The organism is Alcaligenes sp. Lyrl_28 (assembly GCF_051948705.1).
Classification (GTDB): Bacteria; Pseudomonadota; Gammaproteobacteria; order Burkholderiales; family Burkholderiaceae_B; genus Alcaligenes; species Alcaligenes ammonioxydans.
The window spans coordinates 42,304-61,261 of record NZ_JAYJLG010000002.1; the positions used below are offsets into that span (position 1 = coordinate 42,304).

An 18,958-nucleotide genomic window follows, 5' to 3' on the forward strand; every position below is an offset into this window, starting at 1 on the left:
GTGAACTCTCGGGATGTATGAGCAGTGAGTGGCTTATTTACCGCGCAGTAGCTGCATCTGACGACGATCTTTTTTAGTCGGGCGTCCCGCGTCAAAATCCAGGGCAGGCTCAGGCGCCAGACGGCGCTGTTCCGCGGCCTGCGCGCGTCGTGCACTGCTTTGCTCGGTTTCTTGATAGAGAGTGCGCGCCACGGGAGCGGGGCCACGTACCCCACTCAAGGCTTGAACGTGAACTTCCATGGCTGGCGTTTCCTTGCGCAGGGTAATCAGATCCCCTACCGATACCTCGCGGGCCGGCTTGGTGCTTTGCTGATTGAGCAAAACCCGTCCTTTAGTGATCTCTTCACTGGCCAGGCTGCGCGTTTTGTAAAAGCGCGCCGCCCAGAGCCATTTGTCCAGTCGTAATTTGTCCATGCCGTATTGTAAATCCAGGCCGGGCCCCCGTGAAAGGCGGAACCCGGTGTGACGAGCTTGCTGGTGGCCAGCCCGGTTCTAGCGGAACTGAAAGTGTTCCTTATGCAAGGTCCAGGACTTAGTGGGCAAGGCACGCTTGAGCTCCCGCTGCAACTGCTTGCCCATCCCGGCAGGGCCACAAAACCAGATATGTAATGGTCTGCCCGCCTGATAGTGCTGCACTACCTCTTGGGGAGTCCAGCGGCGGCCATCGGCATAAATATCCAGCTTGACATCCGGGTGCTCTTTGGCGGCGTTGCTCAAGGCCTGGGCGAGTGGGTCGGAACTGTGCTGACAGGCATATTGCAGATAGGCGTAAGGAGCATGGCCCTCCTCATGCTCCTGGCTTAACCAGGACAGAAAGGGGGTCGCTCCCACTCCTGCGCCGACCCAGATATAAATCCCCTTGTCGTCACGGCCCGGTTGAGTGAAACGGCCATACGGGCCATCCAGCTCGATGTTCTGTCCGATATGCAGGCGCTCTGGCAGGCGGCGCGTCCAGTCGCCCAGTTGCTTGATGTGAAAACGCACAATCTGGTCGTCCTGATCCGCGTCGGACAGGGTGAAGGGGTGAGACTCGGTTTCGCCTTTCAAACGCAGGAAGGCAAACTGGCCCGCCTGATGACCCGGCCAGGATTGATCCATGCGGCATTGCACTTCTAGGACATCGCCTTGCGGGGTACAGGAAATGACGGTACCGGTGTGCGGGTAAGCCGAACTGAGATTGCGTAACAGCTGAATGCTGGCGGCTACTGTTCCGATCACCAGGCTGACGGCCAGCAGCCAGCCACCTATCCCGCTCCAGTAGGCAGGTGGGGTCAAGACTACGCCATGAAAGACCAGAATCAGATAGGCAACCGGCATTAGCCGATGCAGGCTGTACCATTTTTTATAGGAAATCGTGCGGTGCGCCAGGGTAATGATCAACATCACAATCAGCGCGTAGAACGTCCATTCCCCCAGCGTCTTGGCATAGGGCTTGAAGAGGCTGACCCATTCGGGGACGGGCACTTTGGCCAATTTGCCGCTGGTGCCGATGGCGGCGGCTATCAGGTCTTTGGATTGTTTGCTTAGCCAATGCGCCAGGCTGAGCAAAATCGCCAGGATGCCCAGATACTTGTGTAGCTTGTAGGCTTTGTCCATGCCACCGAGCCACGGTTCCAGGCGACGGGGGCGTAAGGCCAGGACCATAATGGCCGTCATGGTGCCCAGCGCCAGAATGCCGGTGAGCAGCATGCCTTCCTGCCGGATTACCCACAGCGTGTCGCCTGGGGGCGAGGGAGAGAGCCACAAGGCTTGTACAGCCCAGATCAGAAAGAAGGTGGAGAGCAGCAGAAATAGAGGGCGACGCATGGCCTTTTCCGAATGATGGGTGGGCCGGGAGCTGGCAAGTCGCACCATGCAAAAGTACCGACGCAGCGCACCGGGGACATCTGCCCATCTTAGTACGTAGCGTGGTGGTCTGGGGGGGTTGTATTCAGGCGTGAATTGAGAAAACTCAAAATACCCCTAAATAGTTGTTATTTAAAGTATTTGTTAATGATTCTGGTTGCTGTTTATCGTGTTGACCCTGCCTGGGGTGGTTTCGGAGGGACACCGCCTGGCAGGGCGTTTTTCAGCGGGCCTGTTCAGGGCTGAGCAGTACGGCCAGATCCAGCAAGGCCGCGTCCTGATGGGCTTGTCCGATCAGTTGCAGTCCCAGGGGCAGCGGGGAGTCCTGAGCGGGCGCGGGCAGGCTTAAGGTCGGCCAGCCTAACAAGGACCACGGGCGGTTCAGAATCGAGGAGCCTGTGCTGTCCAGCCCATAGGGCGCGGGGCCAGGGGCCGCCGGAGTTAGCAAGGCATCGAAATGAGCATATCGGTCCTGCCATTCTGTCTGGAGCTGGCGACGGCGTGCCTGCCAGGCGTGGTAATCCGCCGGTGGCAATTCCAAGCCTTGCTTGATCGCTTGCACGGTAATGGGTCGCAAGGCATTGGGGCTGGCTTGCCAGACGGGCAGCAGGCTGCGGGCCATTTCGTAAGCCATGATCTGGCCTTGCAGGATCAGCAGCTCTTTCAGTTGCGGGTCTGCGGGCAGACGCTCCAGTTGGGCACCTTGTTGTTCCAGGTGCAGGCAACCTTGCTCCAGAGCAGCAAGGGCAGCGGGGGTAATTGGGCCCAGATCTTTGCCATCCAGCACGCCGATGCGGGGACAGGCGGGCACCTTAACATCGGGCAAACCTTGCAGAACCGTCGCCACACGGCGCAATACGGACAAGTCGCGGCTGAAGTAGCCGATGGTGTCCAGACTGTCGCATAGCAGGAAAAGACCGCTGCGATGAATGGCACCAAAACTAGGTTTGAAGCCGACAATGCCGGTAAAGGCAGCAGGGCGCATCATGGAGCCGCCCGTTTGGGTTCCCAAAGCGAAATCGACCATGCCCGCGGCCACGGCAGCCGCAGACCCACTGGAGGAGCCGCCGGGAGTGTGCTCCAGATTCAGCGGGTTACGGGTCGGGCCGGGCGCCGCATAGGCAAACTCTGCCGTCACGGTCTTGCCGACTGGAATGGCACCGGCCCGGCGCAGCACGGCCACACAGGCCGCGTCATGCTGCGCGGGCCGCGCGTCGGGGAAATGGGCCCCGTAACGCGTGGGCATGCCTTGCACATCCAGCACGTCCTTGACGCCGAAGCTCAGGCCCGCCAAGGGGCCCTCGGGGTGGGTGCTGATACAGGTAAGCGGGTCCGCCAGCCAGGACCAGGCCTGAATGGACTGGTCCTGCACAGCGAGAGGAGAGGGATGGGCAGTCATAGCGCAGAGTAGCAATTACTGAATCGAGATGTTTTGTGCCTTGATCAGTGCCGTCCAGCGCTTTGCTTCTTCCTTGATGAAAGCAGAGAACTCTGCAGGCGTGCCGCCCACCACTTCTGCGCCCTGGGATTCCACAATCTTGCGGTACTCGGGGTCTTGCAGTGCATCGTTGACGGCTTTATTCAGTTTTTCCAGCACATCGGCTGGAATGCCTGCGGGAGCAATCACGCCAAACCAGTTGGAGGCGACCAGATCCACGCCTTGCTCTTTGAAGGTGGGAACATCAGGCATGGCCTTGACACGCTCTTCAGAGGTCACACCCAGAATGCGCAAACGTGGATTGTCGATTTGCATGTGCGGCAAGAACAGGCTGGCCAATTCCAGGTAGAAGGAGATATTGCCGGCCAGCAGATCGTTGGATGCCGGTGCGCCACCGCGGTAAGGAACGTGTACCGCGTCAAAACCCGACGTGGCTTTGAACTGCTCGGTCAGCAGGTGCGAGGCGCCGCCCGCTCCGGTCGAGGCATAGTCCAGTTTTTGTGGGTTCTTCTTGCCGTCGTTCACCAGGTCGGCCAACGACTGGTAGGGCGAGTTGCTGTTTACACCCAAAGCCATGGCGCCACGCTCAATCAGGGCGATGGGCTGCAGATCCTGTTCGGGATCAAAGGGCAGGTTGCTGCCGTACAGGGCTTTGTTCACGGACATTGGACCAAAGTTGCCCAGACCGATGGTGTACCCGTTGGGCTTGGCACGGGCAATCATGCTGGTGCCGATATTGCCGCTGGCGCCAGGCTTGTTCTCCACCACAATCGTCACTCCCAGACTGTCGCTCATTTTCTGAGCCAGCATCCGCGAACGGGTGTCCGAGCTGCCGCCGGCCGCATAAGGCACAACAAAAGTAATGGCTTGCGAAGGGTAGGGGGCGTCGGCCAGTGCCGAGCCGGAACCCAGCAAAGTCAGTGTGAGTAGGCCGCCCAGCAATGAGGCACGATGCTTGAATACCGTCATGTTCATCTCCTGCAATGGGCCAAGATTCGCCGTGGCGTGCAGTATGGCCCTGTTTTTTTGATAGAAGTCAGAACGGATAGTAGAGAGAGCTTATTATGTTGTCTAATATTAAAAATAGTCATTATTAATCTTTTTAAAAACCTAATTGGTGGGCATATGCTGGACTCGAAATTAAGTGAAATGTTTTTGGTTCTGGCCGAAGAGTTGCACTTTGGTCGTGCGGCACAGCGTCTGTTCATGACCCAGCCTCCCTTGAGTCAGGCCATACGCAGGCTGGAGGAGCAGGTCGGGGCCACCTTGTTCATCCGCACGACGCGCACGGTGCAACTGACTGCGGCCGGCGCGGAGCTGCAGCGTCGCCTGCGCCTTATCGGCAATGAGATGGAGCAGACTTTGCAAGCGGTGCAGCAGGTTCACCGCGGGGAAACCGGTATGTTGCGTATCGCCCTGACGCCCAGCAGTGCCTATGCGGGCGTATCACGGCATTTGTACCGGTTTCGTCAGGACTTCCCGCAAGTGGATATGCAGGTTTACGAGATGAACTCCAGTGACATGCCTGCCGCCTTGTATGAGCGCCGGGTGGATGTGGCGTTGATCCGCCCCTCTTTTGCGGTGCCCGATCTGAATCCGCAATTGGTGGAGTCCGAACCCATGATGTTCGTGCTCAGACGCGATGATCCCCGTGCGCAGGAACATAGCCAGGGGCTGACGCTACATCAGGCGTTTTCTTACGAAATGGTGGCCTATTCACGTCAGCAATCGCGCTACTTCCATCTGCTTCAACAACGTTTGCTGCAGCGTTCGGGCTGCCTGCCGCGCTTTGTCCAGGAGAGCATGGTGCCCACGGTGTTAATTATGGTGGAGGCAGGGATCGCACCGGCTATCGTGCCGGCCTCCCTGGCTCGGCTGCGCACGGATACGCTGGTGTATCTGCCCTTGCTCGATGCTGCCGATATTGCGGCCGAGCTGATGAGCGCCTACATTTCCGACAATACCAATCCCGCGCTCCAGAATTTTCTGGCGGTGCTGGAACAGGATCGTTCAGTCTGACTGGCGGGCAGCCAGCCATTGGCGCATGGATTGACCAGTGCGCTGTCGAAACAGGCGTGACAGGGCCGAGGGATTGGCGTAGCCCAGATCCAGTGCGATGCGTTTGGCGGACTGGCCCTGGGTCAAGCGCTGGCAGGCCAGCGACAGACGCCATTGGGCCAGATAGTCGGCCGGCGTGTCACCCACCCACTGCTTGAACTGGACGGCAAACGCGCTGCGCGAGAGCTTGGCTTGTTCAGCCAGCGATTGCACAGTCCAGTCTCGTCCCGGGTCGGCCTGGATGGCCAGCAAGGCGCGGGCGACGGGAGGATGGGACAGCCCCCGGAACAGGCCCACGGGAATATCGCAGCGGTCGGGATGGTCAAACAACCAGCGCAGCAGTTGCAAGAGCACGATTTCAAACAGACGATCGGCCAGCAAACGATGGCCGCAACGTACTGATTCTGTTTCTGCAAATAACAGGCTCAATGCTTGCTCCAGACCTGCCGCCTCTTCCAGGGGAACAATGATCAGGTCCGGCAGCGACCGGGCCAGCGGGTGATGTTCACCACCGTCAAAATCCAGGGTGGCGCAGGTAAAGTCCGAGCCCTCCTCGGGCATATCGTAGAAAGTATGGTCCAGCGGACGTGGATAGAACAGCAGGCTGGGACGATCAATCGTCAGGATTTCCGGCACTGGATCGCGCGGATCGTGACGCACCCCCAACTGACCCCGTCTGAGGATGTGCAAAAAGGCCCGCCCGGGCTGAGCCGCAAAGCGGGTCATGCCGCATAAGGAGCCGTTGTAAAACAAATGGGCCCGGACACGGAATTGTTCCAGCAAAAGAGAGAGGCGATCCAGATTCATGAAATCATCCCTTTCTGGATGAAAAGATAAGTTGTCGGGACTAATCTTATCCAATGATCTTGATTCTGGCGAGACACTATCCCTGTCAGATTCATTTTGGCCCTCAGGGCCTACTTTACCAGGAGATCACCATGTCCCGTCTTACGTTGCCTGATGTTGCTCAAGCTCCCGCCGCCAGCCAACCTGCTTTGCAGGAAATTCAAAAGGCTTTTGGCGGCAATGTGCCTGCCATGTTCCGAATGGTGTCCAACTCGCCCGCCGCTTTGCGCAGCATGTGGGGGTCTTTCGGTGCTTTTGCGGGTGGCAAGCTGGGTGCAAAACTGGGCGAGCAACTGGCAGTGGCTATTGCTGACCGCAATCGTTGCGAGTATTGCCTGGCTGCCCACAATGTGCTCGGTGCCAATGCTGGTTTGAGCTCGGAGACTCTGGCCCAGGCCCAACGTGGTCAGTCTGATGATCCACGCACGGCGGCCGCCCTGAAGTTTGTGCTCAAGCTGGTCGATCAGCGGGGTCAAGTGTCGGCGGCGGATGTGCAAGCCGTGCGCGACGCAGGTTTTTCCGAGGGTGAGGTGGTGGAGCTGGTCGGTGTCACGGCCTTGAATCTGTTCACCAATTACATCAACAATGCGCTGGATGTTCCGGTCGATTTCAAAGCGGTTGAGCTGACGGCTTAAACAAGGTTTGATGACCCGCTTGCTGGAGAGGCAGGCGGGTTTTACTGCGTCGGTACGGCCGGCGCTAGTTGCCGGACAACGGGCCGGCGTTAATTTCGCTCAGTGCCGGATTTACATCAAAAAAGCGGGCGTCGATGCCGGTGATACCAACGCTGTTGAGCCGCTTGCTGTGCATGTCCAGATAGGCCTGTGCGCTTGCCTTGTCACTGAACAAATACACTCCGCCAGCCTTGGACTGCTCCTGATTTTCCGTCCAGAGTTTCCAGATCAATCCCGGTTCCTGCGAAATGGATTGCGCCAGTTCTTTCATGGCGATGGCCATGTCCTCGCCCCAGGGGCCGGGGTAGGGAAAATCAACATACAGCAAGGTGCTCATGGTCGGCTCCAAATCAAAATACGTGACGATCATCATACCCTGATGATGGAATGCTCCCGTACTGTCTCTTATTTGTCATGGGACGTTGAAAGCGGCGTGATTGGCTGGCCTCGCTCCTGAAGGGGGCGTATAGTTTTTGTTTTGCGATTTGCCGGTGGAAGCCCTCATGTCCTGGACCGCTGTGTTGTTGGTGGTGTGTGCTGCGTTCATTCATGCGGGCTGGAATCTGCTCTCCAAACGAGCGGCGATGGCAGGAGCCCATTTTGTATTTGCGTACTCCTTTTTTGCCATCCTGTTTTATTTTCCCATCATGTTGTGGGTGGTGTTTACCGAAGGCAATATGCCTTGGACCACCGAGACCGTGACTTGTCTGGTGTTAAGCGCGTTGCTGCATATGGGCTATAGCCTGAGTCTGCAAAAAGGCTACCAGGTGGCGGACTTGTCGGTGGTCTATCCGATTGCACGCGGCACCGGTCCCATGCTCTCTTCCGTGGGCGCCTTCATTCTGCTTGGTGAGCCGGTACGGCCTGTGGGGGTGCTTGGTATCTTGCTGGTGGTGATGGGGATCTTGCTGATTGCCACGCAAGGTCATTTGCGGCGTTTCTTCAACCCCGCTGCGCTAACCGGCGTGCGCTGGGGCATGCAGACGGGGATTTTAATTGCGGCCTATACCGTGGTGGATGCCTACGGCGTCAAAGTATTACTGATCTCGCCGTTCTTGTTGGACTGGTTCAGCAATGTGCTACGTCTGGGCATGCTGGCCCCCTTCATTGCCAAGCGTGGACGGGAAGGCTTCATCAAACTGAAGCCTTATTGGAAGCTGGCGGCAGCCGTGGGCCTGCTCTCACCCCTGTCTTACATACTGGTTTTGCAGGCGCTGCGCCTGGGAGCCCCCCTGTCCATGGTGGCACCAGCTCGGGAAATGTCCATGATGGCGGGCACGCTGCTGGGCATGGTGGTCCTGCGCGAGAAAGCCAATGCCTGGAGTTTGCTGGGCTGTGCCGTCATGATCGCCGGGGTGATCGCCCTGACTGCCGGACCGTCTGCCTGATTACTCTCTTGAAATATGCGGGGCCGACCCTATCTGTCTGCAATAGGGCGCGCACCTGCGCGTGGCCATCAACCCATTTTTTGCTTTTTCACCATGAGCCAGACTGACACTGCGAATACGTCCGAAACCTTGGGTTTTCAGGCTGAAGTCAAACAATTACTGCATTTGATGATTCACTCCTTGTACAGCAACAAGGAGATTTTCCTGCGTGAGCTGGTATCCAATGCGTCGGATGCCTGTGACAAACTGCGCTTTGAGGCCATCGACAATCCTGCCTTGCTTGAGGGCGACCCGGAACTGCGCATTCGTGTGGACTTTGACAAGGAAGCACGCACGATCACTATTTCCGACAATGGCATTGGCATGTCGCGTGATGAAGCCATTGCCAACCTGGGCACGATCGCCCGGTCCGGCACCAAGGAGTTCTTCTCTCAGCTGACAGGCGACAAGCAAAAAGACACCCAACTGATTGGTCAGTTCGGGGTGGGCTTTTATTCCTCGTTTATCGTCGCCGATAAAGTGTCGGTACTGACACGTCGTGCCGGCGAGGACCAGGAAGCCGTCTTGTGGGAGTCCACCGGCGAGGGCGAATTTACCATCGCGTCTGCCGAGAAAGCCGAGCGCGGCACCAGCATCACCTTGCATCTGCGCGAAGGCGAGGATGAGTTCCTGGATGGCTGGCGTTTGCGCAATGTGCTGCGCCGCTACTCGGATCACATTTCTTTGCCGGTACAAATGCGCAAAGAGGACTGGGACGAAGACAAGCAGCAGCAGGTCAAACAAGATGAATGGGAAAGCGTGAACCAGGCCAGTGCCTTGTGGACGCGCTCCAAGTCGGAAATTAGCGACGAGCAGTACCAGGAATTCTACAAACACATCGCTCACGATTACGAGAACCCCTTGGCCTGGACACACAACCGGGTGGAAGGTCGCAGCGAATACACCCAACTGTTGTATGTGCCCAAGCAGGCTCCTTTTGATCTGTGGGATCGTGACGCTCGCCGCGGCGTGAAGCTGTACGTCAAACGCGTGTTCATCATGGACGACGCTGAGCAGTTGTTGCCGGCCTATCTGCGGTTTGTGCGTGGCGTGATCGACTCGGCGGATCTGCCCTTGAACGTCTCGCGCGAAATTTTGCAGGAAAGCCGCGACGTACGCGCCATCCGCGAAGGCAGCGCCAAGCGCATCCTGTCCTTGCTGGAAGATCTGGCGGAGAACCAGCCCGAGCAATATGCTGAGTTCTGGAATCAGTTCGGTCAGGTGCTCAAAGAGGGCACGGGCGAAGATATGGGCAACCAGGCCCGGATTGCGGCCTTGCTGCGCTTTGCGTCCACGCATCAGGAGGGCTCGGCCCAGACGGTGTCCTTGAACGACTATATCGGTCGCATGAAGGAAGGCCAGGACAAGATTTACTATGTGACGGCAGATACCTTCGCCGCCGCCTCCAACAGCCCGCATCTGGAAGTGTTCCGCAAGAAAGGGATCGAGGTGCTGCTGATGTCTGATCGCGTGGACGAGTGGATGTTGTCTTATCTGCGCGAATTTGAAGGCAAGCAACTGGTTTCCGTGGCCAAAGGGGGGCTGGACCTGGACTCGCTGGCTGACGAAGAGGAAAAGAAACATCAGGCTGAAGTCGCCGAGACCTTCAAGCCTTTGGTGGAGCGTCTGAAAACCACGTTGGGCGACAAGGTCAAAGAGGTGCGTATTACGGCCCGTCTGGTCGACTCCCCGGCCTGCGTGGTGGTGGACGCCAACGAGCTGAGTCCGCACCTGCTGCGCATGTTGCAGGCGGCGGGGCAGGAAGCGCCGGAGGTCAAGCCGATTCTGGAAATCAATCCAGAGCATGCTTTGATTGCCAAGGTGCAAGCCGCTGACGATGAAGCCTTTGGGGAGTGGGCGCAACTGCTGCTGGAACAAGCCATGCTGGCTGAAGGTGCCGCATTGCAAGATCCCGCCAGTTTCGTAAAACGGGTGAATCGTTTGTTGTTGAATCTGTAACCTTGTATGGACTGTGCGTAAAGCGCAGTCCGGGACTTCTTGGAAAAGCCCTGATCCTCTGTACGAGGATCAGGGCTTTTTTGTGTTTGTCAGTCGGCTAACGCGGCGCAAAAGCCCAGAATCCTCATCAGGAAGCGATAGGTATTAAGCGATTTTTCACTTTTTGTCTATCTTAATGAGAATTGATCTCAGTACGATGCGGGAACGCCACACTCTGGTGCTGATCCTGCTTTTTTTCAGCAGAATTTAAGGAAAAGGCCTGTTTTGGATGGACTTAGTAATAAGAATGATTAATATTACGTTTCCTTTATTAAAAGAACTTATCAAGCAGTGAGAAGCCGCCGACGCAAGCGATTGGCCTGGCTCCCTTAGTCCTGTCTTGAAAAAGTGATACCTACCATTTGGAGCTGGTATGTTGTTTGTTTCTTCCGTACCGCCTCGCCGCTTTGCCGAGACGGTTTTGTCTGCTGCCTTGTTTGCTGCCCTGACCGCGCCTGCGATGGCGCAAACCGCTGATCCGGGTGTGACCGAGTTGCAGTCGATTAAAGTGCAGGGTTCGGCAGACGCCAATGGCATAGATGGCTTTCAGGCCCACAAAGCGCAGTCGGTCAAATTCTCTGAGAGCTTGTTGAACACACCGCGTTCCATCACCGTGATTCCAGAGGAGGTGATCCGGGACCGTGGCGCGACCTCGCTGCAAGATGTGCTGCGCACGACCCCTGGCATTACGCTGGGATCGGGTGAAGGCGGCACGCCCGTGGGGGACCGTCCTTTTATCCGTGGTTATGAAGCCAGTACCGATATTTTTATCGATGGTGTGCGCGATTACTCTCGTGGCTCGCATGAGACTTTCAATCTGGAATCGGTTGAGGTTCTGAAAGGCCCCAGCTCGGCCTATACCGGCCGTGGCGGCACGGGCGGCAGCTTGAACCTGGTGACCAAGTCGCCCAAGCTCAAGGACTTTTTCCAGGTGGAAGCGGGTTATGGCACGTCGGACCAGTATCGTCTGACTGCCGACGGCAACTATGCGTTTTCGGATACGGGGGCAATTCGCTTGAACCTGATGCGTATGGGCGGCGATGTCCCGGGTCGCGATGGGGTAAAAATCGACCGGTGGGGAATCGCTCCTTCGATTGCCTTTGGTTTGGGCACGCCCACGCGTGTTACGTTGTCCTACTCCCGGCTTGAAAACAAGGATATGCCCGATCTGGGCTTCCCCTTCAAGAATGCCGCCAACCCGGGCCGTGTCACGCCTTTGGAAGCGGATCGTGACAATTTCTACGGTCGTCACAATGTAGATTTCCGCAAATACATTGCCGATACCGCCTCAGCCAATATTGAGCATGATCTCAATGATCGTTTCACGGTGCGTAACGTTACCCGTTACAGCAAGACGCTGAACCATTACCTGATGACCCGTCCGTCCTTTGACAATTGCGTGGCAGGGGCGGGTGGTGCTTGCGCGTCGGAGGGACCTGGTCTGCAGTTTCGTCGCGATGACCGGACGAATTACCGGGTGGCTGAGTCCTTGCTGAACCAGACTGATGTGTATGGCAGCTTCAATACCGGTTCGATCAAGCACGATATTGTGGCGGGTGTGGAGATCAGCAAAGAGGAAATTCACAACAAAGCCATGACGGGTGGGCCAGGCCGTGACACGGACTCGTTCTACAACCCCGACCCCAATCGTCAGTACAACTATTCCTTGCAGTACGGTCCCAAGACCAAGACAGGCGACATCAATACCCGTTCCGCGTATCTCTTTGACACTTTGACATTGAACGAGCAATGGATGGTGAATGGCGGCCTGCGCTTTGATCGCTTTGAGGCCGACAATACCAAGGACTCCCGCACCGACGATATGTGGAACTATCAGCTGGGCGTAGTCTATAAGCCCGCTCAGAACGGTTCCATCTACTTGAGTTACGGTACGTCCTCCAACCCGACAGGCGAAAATCTGGGGCAGGCTGGGGGAGCAGATGGCCCGGCAGGCGGCGCGGCCATCCGTGATCTGAAGCCCGAGCGCAGTTACAGCTGGGAGCTGGGTACCAAGTGGGATGTGGCCGACGAAAAATTGTCGCTGACCGCCGCCGTATTCCAGACCGACAAGAAAGATGCCCGTTCTACCGACCCGCTGACCGGTGATGTGTCGTTAAGCGGCAGCAATCGTGTGCGGGGCCTGGAGCTGGGTGCGGCTGGCGCGATCACGCCGAACTGGAATCTGTGGGCAGGCTATACCTACCTGGACCCCAAGATCAAGAAGTACCGCAATGGCAGCAACGTCTTTGACGGCAATCAGATGAAATTCATCGCCAAACAAAGCTTCAATATCTGGACGACTTACAAAGTGATGCCCGAGCTGACCTTGGGTGCAGGCGCCACCTTTGTGGGCAAGCGGTTTGTGGATGATGCCAATCAGCTGAAGCTGCCGTCGTACTGGCGTTACGATGCGATGGCGCGCTACGAGCTGAACAAGAACGTGTCCTTCCAGTTCAACGTCAACAACATCAGCAATGTACGCATGTATGATGCTTCCCACGTGGGGATTTTTGCCAACGTGGGCCCCGGCCGCTCTTACATGTTCAATGCGTCTTACCGTTTCGAGTAAATTGCCTCGGGTAGGCTGATGGCAGATGGGCCGCCCGCGGGGGCGGCTCATCTGCTTTTTCCGCGTTCCGATGTGTGTCTTTGTTCTCGCAGGTCTCTCATGCTGATTACTATTCCCGACGTTCTCGATGCCGAGCAATTGCGCGATTGTCGCCAGGCCCTGGAGCAGGCGCAGTGGGAGGACGGACGCACGACGGCAGGCTATCTGGCCCAGCACAGCAAGCGCAATTTGCAGTTGCCTCTGGATGCGCCTCTTGCCCGTCAGATGGGCGAGTTTCTGATGCACGTACTGGGGCAGCACAGCGGCTTTATTGCCGCTGCCTTGCCACTGCGCATGCTGCCGCCACGCTTTAATCGTTACGAGGGTGGCGGGGAATATGGCAACCACATTGATAACGCGATTTTTACCGTTCCTGGCACGCCCCAGCGCCTGCGTACCGATGTGTCCACAACCTTGTTTTTCAGTGATCCCGACGAGTACGAGGGGGGCGAGCTGATCATCGAGGATGTGTACGGCACTCAATCCATCAAGCTGCCTGCAGGACATATGGTGGTGTATCCCGGTACCAGCTTGCATCGCGTAGAGCCGGTAACGAAAGGAACGCGCTATGCCTCCTTTTTCTGGACGCAAAGCATGGTGCGCCACGCGCATCAACGCAAATTGCTGTGGGAGCTTGATCAGAGCATTCAGCAACTGGCCAGGCAGAATGCGGATGCCCAGGAGCTGTCACGCCTGACGGGGATTTACCACAATTTGTTGCGTGAATGGAGCGATGTCTGATCGCCTGGAGCTTGATTGACCATGTCCCACGAACGACTGCCCCCACTCACTCACATCCCGGCCCAGATTAGCTGCCTGAGGGATTACGAATCCTATGCCCGTCAGCGTATGCGTACGCAGGACTGGGCTTACTTCAGCACGGGGGCAGCCGATGAGCTTACCTTGCAAGACAATCTGGCCAGCTTCGGGCGTTGGGGCCTATGGCCTGCTGCTCTCAGCGAATTTGATCAGCCCTCGACCCGCTTGACGCTGCACGGGCAGTCCATGGATTACCCGATTCTTCTGGCTCCCGTGGCTTATCAGCGCCTGGCTCACCCTGACGGTGAATTGGCCAGTGTGTTGGGCGCGGGTGCGATGGGGGCGACTAGCGTAATCAGCATGCAGGCCAGTCATTCCTTTGAAGAGATCGCCGCACGGGCGCACGCCCCTTTGTGGGCCCAGTGGTACTGGCAAACGGATCGCGCCTTTACTGTGGATTTATTGAGGCGGCTCGAAGCGGCCGGTTATGCCGCGCTGATGTTGACGGTAGATGCTGCGGTTAATGGTGTGCGTAATCAGGAGCAACGTGCCGGCTTTAGCCTGCCTGAGGGGGTGGACGCCGTGAATCTGCGGGGGGCGCCCAAGCAACAGGTGGTTTTGGGTGCAGCAGGAACCAGTCCTTTGTTTGCTAGTGGTTTGTTGAATACGGCGCCGACCTGGGAGGATCTGGCCTGGTTGGTGCAGAACAGTCCTTTACCGGTATGGGTGAAGGGTGTGATGCGACCCCGAGACGCTCAGCGAGCCCTGGATAGGGGGGTCGCCGGAATTGTGGTGTCCAATCACGGAGGGCGAACGTTGGATGGTGCTCCCGCCTCTGTGGACGTCTTGGCACAGGTTTGTCAGGTCGTGCAGGGCAGGGTGCCGGTCTTGATGGATGGCGGTATTCGACGCGGAACCGATGTGCTCAAGGCATTGGCGCTGGGTGCAACAGCCGTGATGATTGGCCGTCCTTATATTTATGCTCTAGCCGCCGCAGGAGCGGCCGGCGTGGCGCATGTCCTGCATATTTTGCGGGCGGAACTGGAAGTGGCAATGGCTCTGACGGGTTGCAATACCTTGGCTGATATTGGCCCTGAACTGCTTTATCGATCCTGAGCGGGCACTGGTTGCGGCTTGGGTTCCAGCTCTTGCTCCGGCAAGCTTTCTTTGGGCCAGCCATGTTCCCGCTTCACCCTTTCCCAATCAAAGCATGGCCCCGGATCGGTCTTGCGCCCCGGGGCGATATGCTCGTGTCCACGTACTGCGGTCAAGTTATGGCGCATACGCAGGGCGCGGCTCAGACGGGACAGTTCCCGGTACTGCGCTTCTGTAAAAGGCTCGAAATCGCTGCCTTCCAGCTCGATGCCAATAGAGAAGTCATTGCAGCGCTCACGGTCTTCAAAGCGTGACACACCCGCATGCCAGGCACGGCGGGTAGTGGGCACAAACTGGATGATATGGCCCGTGCGCTGAATCAGAAAGTGCGCTGATACTTTCAGGTCCCGGATATTCTCGAACCAGGGATGAGCACTGATATCCAGCTGGTTCTGGAAGAAATCCCGAATATAGGGTCCGCCAAACTCCCCGGGGGGCAGGCTGATGTTGTGCAGCACCAGCAAGGTCGGGGTGTCGCCCTCGGGGCGCTCATCCTGATTGGGAGACAGGGCCCGCAGGACATTGGCATGAGGTTTGAGCCAGCCCTGGCGATCCAGGTCGTAGGCGTGGTGCATGCGAGCCATAGCTTCAATTGCGCGGGCCGCGCTTGGCGTGTTCCAGGCTGCACCAGGTGTGATGATTGCTCATCAGGGCTTCAGAGCGCGGCAGGTAAATGCCACAGTGCGCACAACGAACCATCTCTTCGGCACCGCCTTTCTTGCGTGGGGGGCGCGTGGTCGGGTTGGGTGGAGTGCGCTTGCGGGCCTTGTTTTGTGACACGATGCGGGCAATGATCATGGCCCCCAGAATGACCACAACCCAGAATAAGACTTTACCCAATTTTCCCTCGTTGCAAGATGACGTCCAGTACAAAGTGGCTGCCTGTATAGGCGAGCAGCAGGAAGGCAAAGCCGGCCAAGGTCCAGCGCAAGGCTACCCGACCGCGCCATCCATACTGTTTTCGACCCCATAATAAGCCACCAAATGTAACCCAGGACAGCAAGGTAAAGACAGTTTTATGGTCCGCTGGCAGAAATTTACCATCTATGGCCATGGAGACAGCGGCTCCGCTCAAAATCGTGAGGGTCAGAATAAGGAAAGAGACGCGGATCAGACGAAACAGCAGCTCTTCCTGGACCAGCAGGGGCGGCATGGTGTCCAGCACCCGGCTGAACAGGCCGCGTTGCTCCTGATGAGCCACGGGGCGGTGTAGTTGACGGTCCAGCGCGGTCATCAGGACGGCATGCAAGGCAGCCACTGTGCTGAGACCATAAGCGACCAGGGCGATCATCAGGTGGATGCGCAACCATTCATTGCCCACATGGTTGACGATATGGCCCTGGGGAAAAGCCATGGCCAGCAGGCTGACGATTGTGGCTGCAGGCAGTAGAATGAGCAGCAGGCTGTCCAGACGCAGATACAGGCTTTGGAACCAGAACACCACCATACCCAGCCAGATTGCCGCCGATAGGGCCAATGCCCAGCTCAGATGCAGCCCCTGGGGCTGCACAATCGTCAGCAACAGGCCCGCTCCATGCACAATGATGGCGCATAGCAAGGCTACCCGGCTGGGGGCGTTCAGTACGGTTCGGGTGCTGCCGCGAGTCAATGGACGCCAGAGCGAGATCGACAGCACGATGTACGCCAGTGCGGCGAGCAAGTGAAATACAATACTTGCAGACATAAGTCCCGGTTTTCCTGAAAAACGGTACGGGGCGTACCTCAAGTGGCCATTTTATTCTTATTCGTAGACCACACGATAACCTAGTTTAAGCGAACCCAGTCCTATGTTTGAAAATCTGACCCAGCGTATGTCACGTGTGGTGAAAACCATGCGCGGCCAGGCTCGTCTGACCGAATCCAATACTCAGGATATGTTGAGGGAAGTGCGTCTGGCGCTGCTGGAGGCGGACGTGGCCTTGCCGGTCGTGCGCGATTTTGTGGCACGGGTCAAGGAAAAGGCACTTGGTGTTGAAGTTGCCGACAGCCTCAATCCGGGGCAGGCGCTGGTAGGGGTTGTTCACCAGGAGCTGACCAACTTGATGGGGGCAGACCTGGGCGACAACGCCAGCGAGCTGTCCTTGGCTGCCCAGCCTCCTGCTGTGATTCTGATGGCGGGTTTGCAAGGGGCCGGTAAGACCACGACCACTGGTAAGCTGGCCAAATGGCTTAGCGAAGGCGGCCATATCCAGCATGGCCGCAAGACAGGCAAGAAAAAAGTGCTGGTGGTCAGTGCCGACGTCTACCGTCCTGCCGCTATCGAGCAGTTGAAAACCGTTGCCGCGCAGGTCGGTGTGGAGTTTCTGCCTTCCGATCCCAGCCAAAAGCCTGCAGACATTGCCCGTCATGCCTTGGATCATGCCAAGCGTCATCATTTCGATGTGTTGATTGTCGACACGGCCGGTCGTCTGGGCATTGATGAAGAGATGATGCGCGAGATACGCGCGCTGTACGATTTGCTGAACCCGATCGAAACCTTGTTTGTGGTCGATGCCATGCAGGGCCAGGACGCGGTCAATGTTGCCAAGGCTTTCGCCGACGCTCTGCCCCTGACCGGTGTGGTCTTGACCAAGCTCGACGGTGATGCCCGAGGTGGTGCAGCCTTGTCGGTACGCCACGTCACCGGCAAACCGTTGAAGTTCGTGGGAGTATCGGAAAAACTGGACGGTCTGGAGCCTTTCCACCCCGAGCGCATGGCTCAGCGGGTGTTGGGGATGGGCGATATTGTCTCTCTGGTCGAGCAGGCTCAGCGCAACATCGACATTGCCGACGCGCAAAAGATTACCGACAAGATCAAGGCCGGCGACAAGTTCGACCTGAACGACTTTCGCGATCAGTTACAGCAAGTCAAAAAGCTGGGCGATATGGGCTCTTTGCTGGAAAAACTGCCTGCCCAGTTTTCTCAGGCGGCGTCCCAGCTGCAAGGCGGTCAGGCTGAGCAGCAATTGCGCCGTACTGAAGGCATCTTGAATTCCATGACTCCTGCCGAGCGTGCCAAGCCTGAGTTGCTGAAGGCGTCGCGCAAGCGTCGCATTGCGGCTGGTTCGGGCGTGTCGGTGCAAGAGGTCAACCGTCTGCTTAATCAGTTCGAGCAGATGCAGGGCATGATGAAACAGATGAAAAAGGGCGGCATGGCCAAAATGATGCGGGGCCTGGGCGGCATGGGAGCCTTGAAAGGTCTGGCCGGTAAAGGTTTCAAGGGTTTTCGCTAGGCAGCCGTTAAAGTCGGCGGGAGTGGCGTGATCCGCTTCTCCTGGAGGCTTGAGTCAATAAAAAAACGCCCGATGCACTGCATCGGGCGTTTTGTTGTGGCTTGAGCGAAAATCCAGGCCTGTCACCGATGGACAAAGACCGGTACAAGCCCGTTTTACAGGGCAGGAATACGCAGTACCTGACCGGGATAGATCTTGTCAGGATGGCTGAGCATGGGTTTGTTGGCCTCAAAAATGACCGTGTACTTGGCCCCATGGGGTGTGCCGTAATGGACTTCGGCAATTTTCCACAAGGTATCGCCTTTTTGGACGGTGTACATGGTGGCCTCGATGGACGGCTGTGCCACCGTCAACTGGTTATCGACTTGTGCCACACCCAAGGTGTTACCCAGTGCCAGTACGATTTTTTCCGCCTGTTCGGTGGAGGCAACCTGACCGCTGACCGTGACCTTATCGCCCTCTACCGTCAGATTCAGACCGTCAGCGGACAGCTGGTGTTTGGCCAGTTCTTTCTGCAGTTCGTCTGCGGTGGCTGCTTTGGCCTCATTGGCGCCAAAGAGTTTTTCGCCGACATCTTTAAGAAAACTGAATACGCCCATCGCTTTGCTCCTGAAGTTAGGGTTCTATGGCAGCCTGCTCGCTGGCAGGCCAATCCACCCATTATGACCGCATTTCTAACGGTGAAGCGGTACCGGAATGTCAGCAATTGTGCATTTTAGGAAGGGGCGTCAGCCGCCTCCGACCGCAACCACGATTTCAATCGTGTCGCCGTCCTTGATAGGGGTATTGGCATGCTGGCTTTTGGGCACGATATCGCCGTTAAGCTCTACAGCAATGCGCTTGTTCTCGTAGCCTAGCTCGCGGATCAGCGAGCCAATCGTATCGGAGTTTGCCAAAGTCTTGCTCTGGCCATTCAAGGTAATGTTCATTCTTGTCTC

General features: G+C 57.3%; 19 protein-coding genes. 8 read left to right on the top strand and 11 right to left on the bottom strand.

Features of this window, described 5'->3' with window-relative positions; all coding sequences use genetic code 11:
* Positions 1–33: 33 nt before the first annotated feature.
* From VF694_RS04790 to VF694_RS04805, 4 genes are all read right to left on the bottom strand, one after another.
* Positions 34–414: an RNA-binding S4 domain-containing protein gene (locus VF694_RS04790; RefSeq protein WP_003803980.1), complete on the bottom strand. Its 381-nt coding sequence runs from the start codon at positions 412–414 to the stop codon at positions 34–36.
* A gap of 78 nt (positions 415–492) precedes the next feature.
* Complete coding sequence (locus tag VF694_RS04795; RefSeq protein ID WP_059318795.1) at positions 493–1,806, bottom strand: ferric reductase-like transmembrane domain-containing protein; 1,314 nt, start codon at positions 1,804–1,806, stop codon at positions 493–495.
* 262 nt (positions 1,807–2,068) lie between these two features.
* Positions 2,069–3,244: an amidase gene (locus VF694_RS04800; protein WP_440163846.1), complete on the bottom strand. Its 1,176-nt coding sequence runs from the start codon at positions 3,242–3,244 to the stop codon at positions 2,069–2,071.
* A gap of 15 nt (positions 3,245–3,259) precedes the next feature.
* Positions 3,260–4,252, bottom strand: a complete 993-nt coding sequence (locus tag VF694_RS04805) for a Bug family tripartite tricarboxylate transporter substrate binding protein (RefSeq protein WP_003803973.1) — start codon at positions 4,250–4,252, stop codon at positions 3,260–3,262.
* A gap of 156 nt (positions 4,253–4,408) precedes the next feature.
* Between VF694_RS04805 and VF694_RS04810 the strand changes: the two genes are divergently transcribed.
* On the top strand, positions 4,409–5,302 hold the full coding sequence (locus VF694_RS04810; RefSeq protein ID WP_003803971.1) for a LysR substrate-binding domain-containing protein: 894 nt from the start codon (positions 4,409–4,411) through the stop codon (positions 5,300–5,302).
* On the opposite strand, the gene VF694_RS04815 is transcribed toward VF694_RS04810, so the two are convergent.
* Entirely contained in the window at positions 5,294–6,148 is an 855-nt protein-coding gene (locus VF694_RS04815; protein ID WP_003803969.1) for an AraC family transcriptional regulator, read from the bottom strand. The two genes, VF694_RS04810 and VF694_RS04815, sit on opposite strands and share 9 nt — an antisense overlap.
* Positions 6,149–6,279: 131 nt before the next feature.
* Between VF694_RS04815 and VF694_RS04820 the strand changes: the two genes are divergently transcribed.
* Complete coding sequence (locus tag VF694_RS04820) at positions 6,280–6,822, top strand: carboxymuconolactone decarboxylase family protein (protein WP_003803967.1); 543 nt, start codon at positions 6,280–6,282, stop codon at positions 6,820–6,822.
* Between the two features lie 64 nt (positions 6,823–6,886).
* Here VF694_RS04820 and VF694_RS04825 read toward each other — a convergent pair whose 3' ends face one another.
* Positions 6,887–7,198, bottom strand: a complete 312-nt coding sequence (locus VF694_RS04825; protein ID WP_003803965.1) for a monooxygenase — start codon at positions 7,196–7,198, stop codon at positions 6,887–6,889.
* Positions 7,199–7,364: 166 nt separating this feature from the next.
* On the opposite strand from VF694_RS04825, the gene VF694_RS04830 reads away from it, so the two are divergent.
* From VF694_RS04830 to VF694_RS04850, 5 genes are all read left to right on the top strand, one after another.
* Positions 7,365–8,249, top strand: a complete 885-nt coding sequence (locus VF694_RS04830; RefSeq protein WP_003803963.1) for an EamA family transporter — start codon at positions 7,365–7,367, stop codon at positions 8,247–8,249.
* Positions 8,250–8,342: 93 nt separating this feature from the next.
* Positions 8,343–10,247 (top strand): molecular chaperone HtpG, encoded by a 1,905-nt coding sequence (gene htpG / locus VF694_RS04835; RefSeq protein ID WP_003803961.1) that lies wholly within the window; start codon positions 8,343–8,345, stop codon positions 10,245–10,247.
* A 412-nt stretch (positions 10,248–10,659) separates the two neighbouring features.
* On the top strand, positions 10,660–12,855 hold the full coding sequence (locus VF694_RS04840; protein WP_003803960.1) for a TonB-dependent receptor: 2,196 nt from the start codon (positions 10,660–10,662) through the stop codon (positions 12,853–12,855).
* A 99-nt stretch (positions 12,856–12,954) separates the two neighbouring features.
* Positions 12,955–13,635 carry a Fe2+-dependent dioxygenase gene (locus tag VF694_RS04845; RefSeq protein WP_003803959.1) on the top strand — a complete coding sequence of 227 codons (681 nt, stop codon included), beginning with the start codon at positions 12,955–12,957 and terminating at the stop codon, positions 13,633–13,635.
* A 21-nt stretch (positions 13,636–13,656) separates the two neighbouring features.
* Positions 13,657–14,769: an alpha-hydroxy acid oxidase gene (locus VF694_RS04850; RefSeq protein ID WP_440163847.1), complete on the top strand. Its 1,113-nt coding sequence runs from the start codon at positions 13,657–13,659 to the stop codon at positions 14,767–14,769.
* Here the strand turns inward: VF694_RS04850 and ampD are convergent.
* From ampD to VF694_RS04865, 3 genes are read right to left on the bottom strand one after another with little or no spacing between them, the layout of a single operon-like run.
* Positions 14,757–15,392 carry a 1,6-anhydro-N-acetylmuramyl-L-alanine amidase AmpD gene (gene ampD / locus VF694_RS04855; RefSeq protein ID WP_131071263.1) on the bottom strand — a complete coding sequence of 212 codons (636 nt, stop codon included), beginning with the start codon at positions 15,390–15,392 and terminating at the stop codon, positions 14,757–14,759. The genes VF694_RS04850 and ampD overlap by 13 nt on opposite strands.
* Positions 15,393–15,396: 4 nt before the next feature.
* Positions 15,397–15,648 carry a PP0621 family protein gene (locus VF694_RS04860; protein ID WP_131071264.1) on the bottom strand — a complete coding sequence of 84 codons (252 nt, stop codon included), beginning with the start codon at positions 15,646–15,648 and terminating at the stop codon, positions 15,397–15,399.
* A complete protein-coding gene (locus VF694_RS04865; protein WP_003803955.1) occupies positions 15,641–16,492 on the bottom strand; it encodes a cytochrome C assembly family protein in 852 nt (283 codons plus the stop codon). Before VF694_RS04865 ends, VF694_RS04860 begins: the two co-directional genes overlap by 8 nt.
* 103 nt (positions 16,493–16,595) lie before the next feature.
* On the opposite strand from VF694_RS04865, the gene ffh reads away from it, so the two are divergent.
* Positions 16,596–18,020 (top strand): signal recognition particle protein, encoded by a 1,425-nt coding sequence (gene ffh, locus VF694_RS04870; protein ID WP_003803954.1) that lies wholly within the window; start codon positions 16,596–16,598, stop codon positions 18,018–18,020.
* Between the two features lie 155 nt (positions 18,021–18,175).
* Here the strand turns inward: ffh and lysM are convergent, their stop codons facing one another.
* Both lysM and thiS read right to left on the bottom strand, forming a co-directional pair.
* Positions 18,176–18,619, bottom strand: a complete 444-nt coding sequence (gene lysM, locus VF694_RS04875; protein ID WP_240208943.1) for a peptidoglycan-binding protein LysM — start codon at positions 18,617–18,619, stop codon at positions 18,176–18,178.
* 129 nt (positions 18,620–18,748) lie between these two features.
* On the bottom strand, positions 18,749–18,949 hold the full coding sequence (gene thiS, locus VF694_RS04880; RefSeq protein WP_003803952.1) for a sulfur carrier protein ThiS: 201 nt from the start codon (positions 18,947–18,949) through the stop codon (positions 18,749–18,751).
* Between the last annotated feature and the right edge of the window lie 9 nt (positions 18,950–18,958).

Excerpts from the sequence above, each read along its gene's own strand:
- VF694_RS04795 (WP_059318795.1), bottom strand. The coding sequence starts at position 1,806 with ATGCGTCGCCCTCTATTTCTGCTGCTCTCCACCTTCTTTCTGATCTGG.
- ffh (WP_003803954.1), top strand. The coding sequence starts at position 16,596 with ATGTTTGAAAATCTGACCCAGCGTATGTCACGTGTGGTGAAAACCATG.
- VF694_RS04845 (WP_003803959.1), top strand. The coding sequence starts at position 12,955 with ATGCTGATTACTATTCCCGACGTTCTCGATGCCGAGCAATTGCGCGAT.
- ampD (WP_131071263.1), bottom strand. The coding sequence starts at position 15,392 with ATGGCTCGCATGCACCACGCCTACGACCTGGATCGCCAGGGCTGGCTC.
- VF694_RS04790 (WP_003803980.1), bottom strand. The coding sequence starts at position 414 with ATGGACAAATTACGACTGGACAAATGGCTCTGGGCGGCGCGCTTTTAC.
- VF694_RS04805 (WP_003803973.1), bottom strand. The coding sequence starts at position 4,252 with ATGACGGTATTCAAGCATCGTGCCTCATTGCTGGGCGGCCTACTCACA.
- VF694_RS04865 (WP_003803955.1), bottom strand. The coding sequence starts at position 16,492 with ATGTCTGCAAGTATTGTATTTCACTTGCTCGCCGCACTGGCGTACATC.
- VF694_RS04815 (WP_003803969.1), bottom strand. The coding sequence starts at position 6,148 with ATGAATCTGGATCGCCTCTCTCTTTTGCTGGAACAATTCCGTGTCCGG.
- htpG (WP_003803961.1), top strand. The coding sequence starts at position 8,343 with ATGAGCCAGACTGACACTGCGAATACGTCCGAAACCTTGGGTTTTCAG.
- VF694_RS04840 (WP_003803960.1), top strand. The coding sequence starts at position 10,660 with ATGTTGTTTGTTTCTTCCGTACCGCCTCGCCGCTTTGCCGAGACGGTT.
- VF694_RS04830 (WP_003803963.1), top strand. The coding sequence starts at position 7,365 with ATGTCCTGGACCGCTGTGTTGTTGGTGGTGTGTGCTGCGTTCATTCAT.
- thiS (WP_003803952.1), bottom strand. The coding sequence starts at position 18,949 with ATGAACATTACCTTGAATGGCCAGAGCAAGACTTTGGCAAACTCCGAT.
- VF694_RS04825 (WP_003803965.1), bottom strand. The coding sequence starts at position 7,198 with ATGAGCACCTTGCTGTATGTTGATTTTCCCTACCCCGGCCCCTGGGGC.
- VF694_RS04810 (WP_003803971.1), top strand. The coding sequence starts at position 4,409 with ATGCTGGACTCGAAATTAAGTGAAATGTTTTTGGTTCTGGCCGAAGAG.
- VF694_RS04800 (WP_440163846.1), bottom strand. The coding sequence starts at position 3,244 with ATGACTGCCCATCCCTCTCCTCTCGCTGTGCAGGACCAGTCCATTCAG.
- VF694_RS04820 (WP_003803967.1), top strand. The coding sequence starts at position 6,280 with ATGTCCCGTCTTACGTTGCCTGATGTTGCTCAAGCTCCCGCCGCCAGC.
- lysM (WP_240208943.1), bottom strand. The coding sequence starts at position 18,619 with ATGGGCGTATTCAGTTTTCTTAAAGATGTCGGCGAAAAACTCTTTGGC.
- VF694_RS04850 (WP_440163847.1), top strand. The coding sequence starts at position 13,657 with ATGTCCCACGAACGACTGCCCCCACTCACTCACATCCCGGCCCAGATT.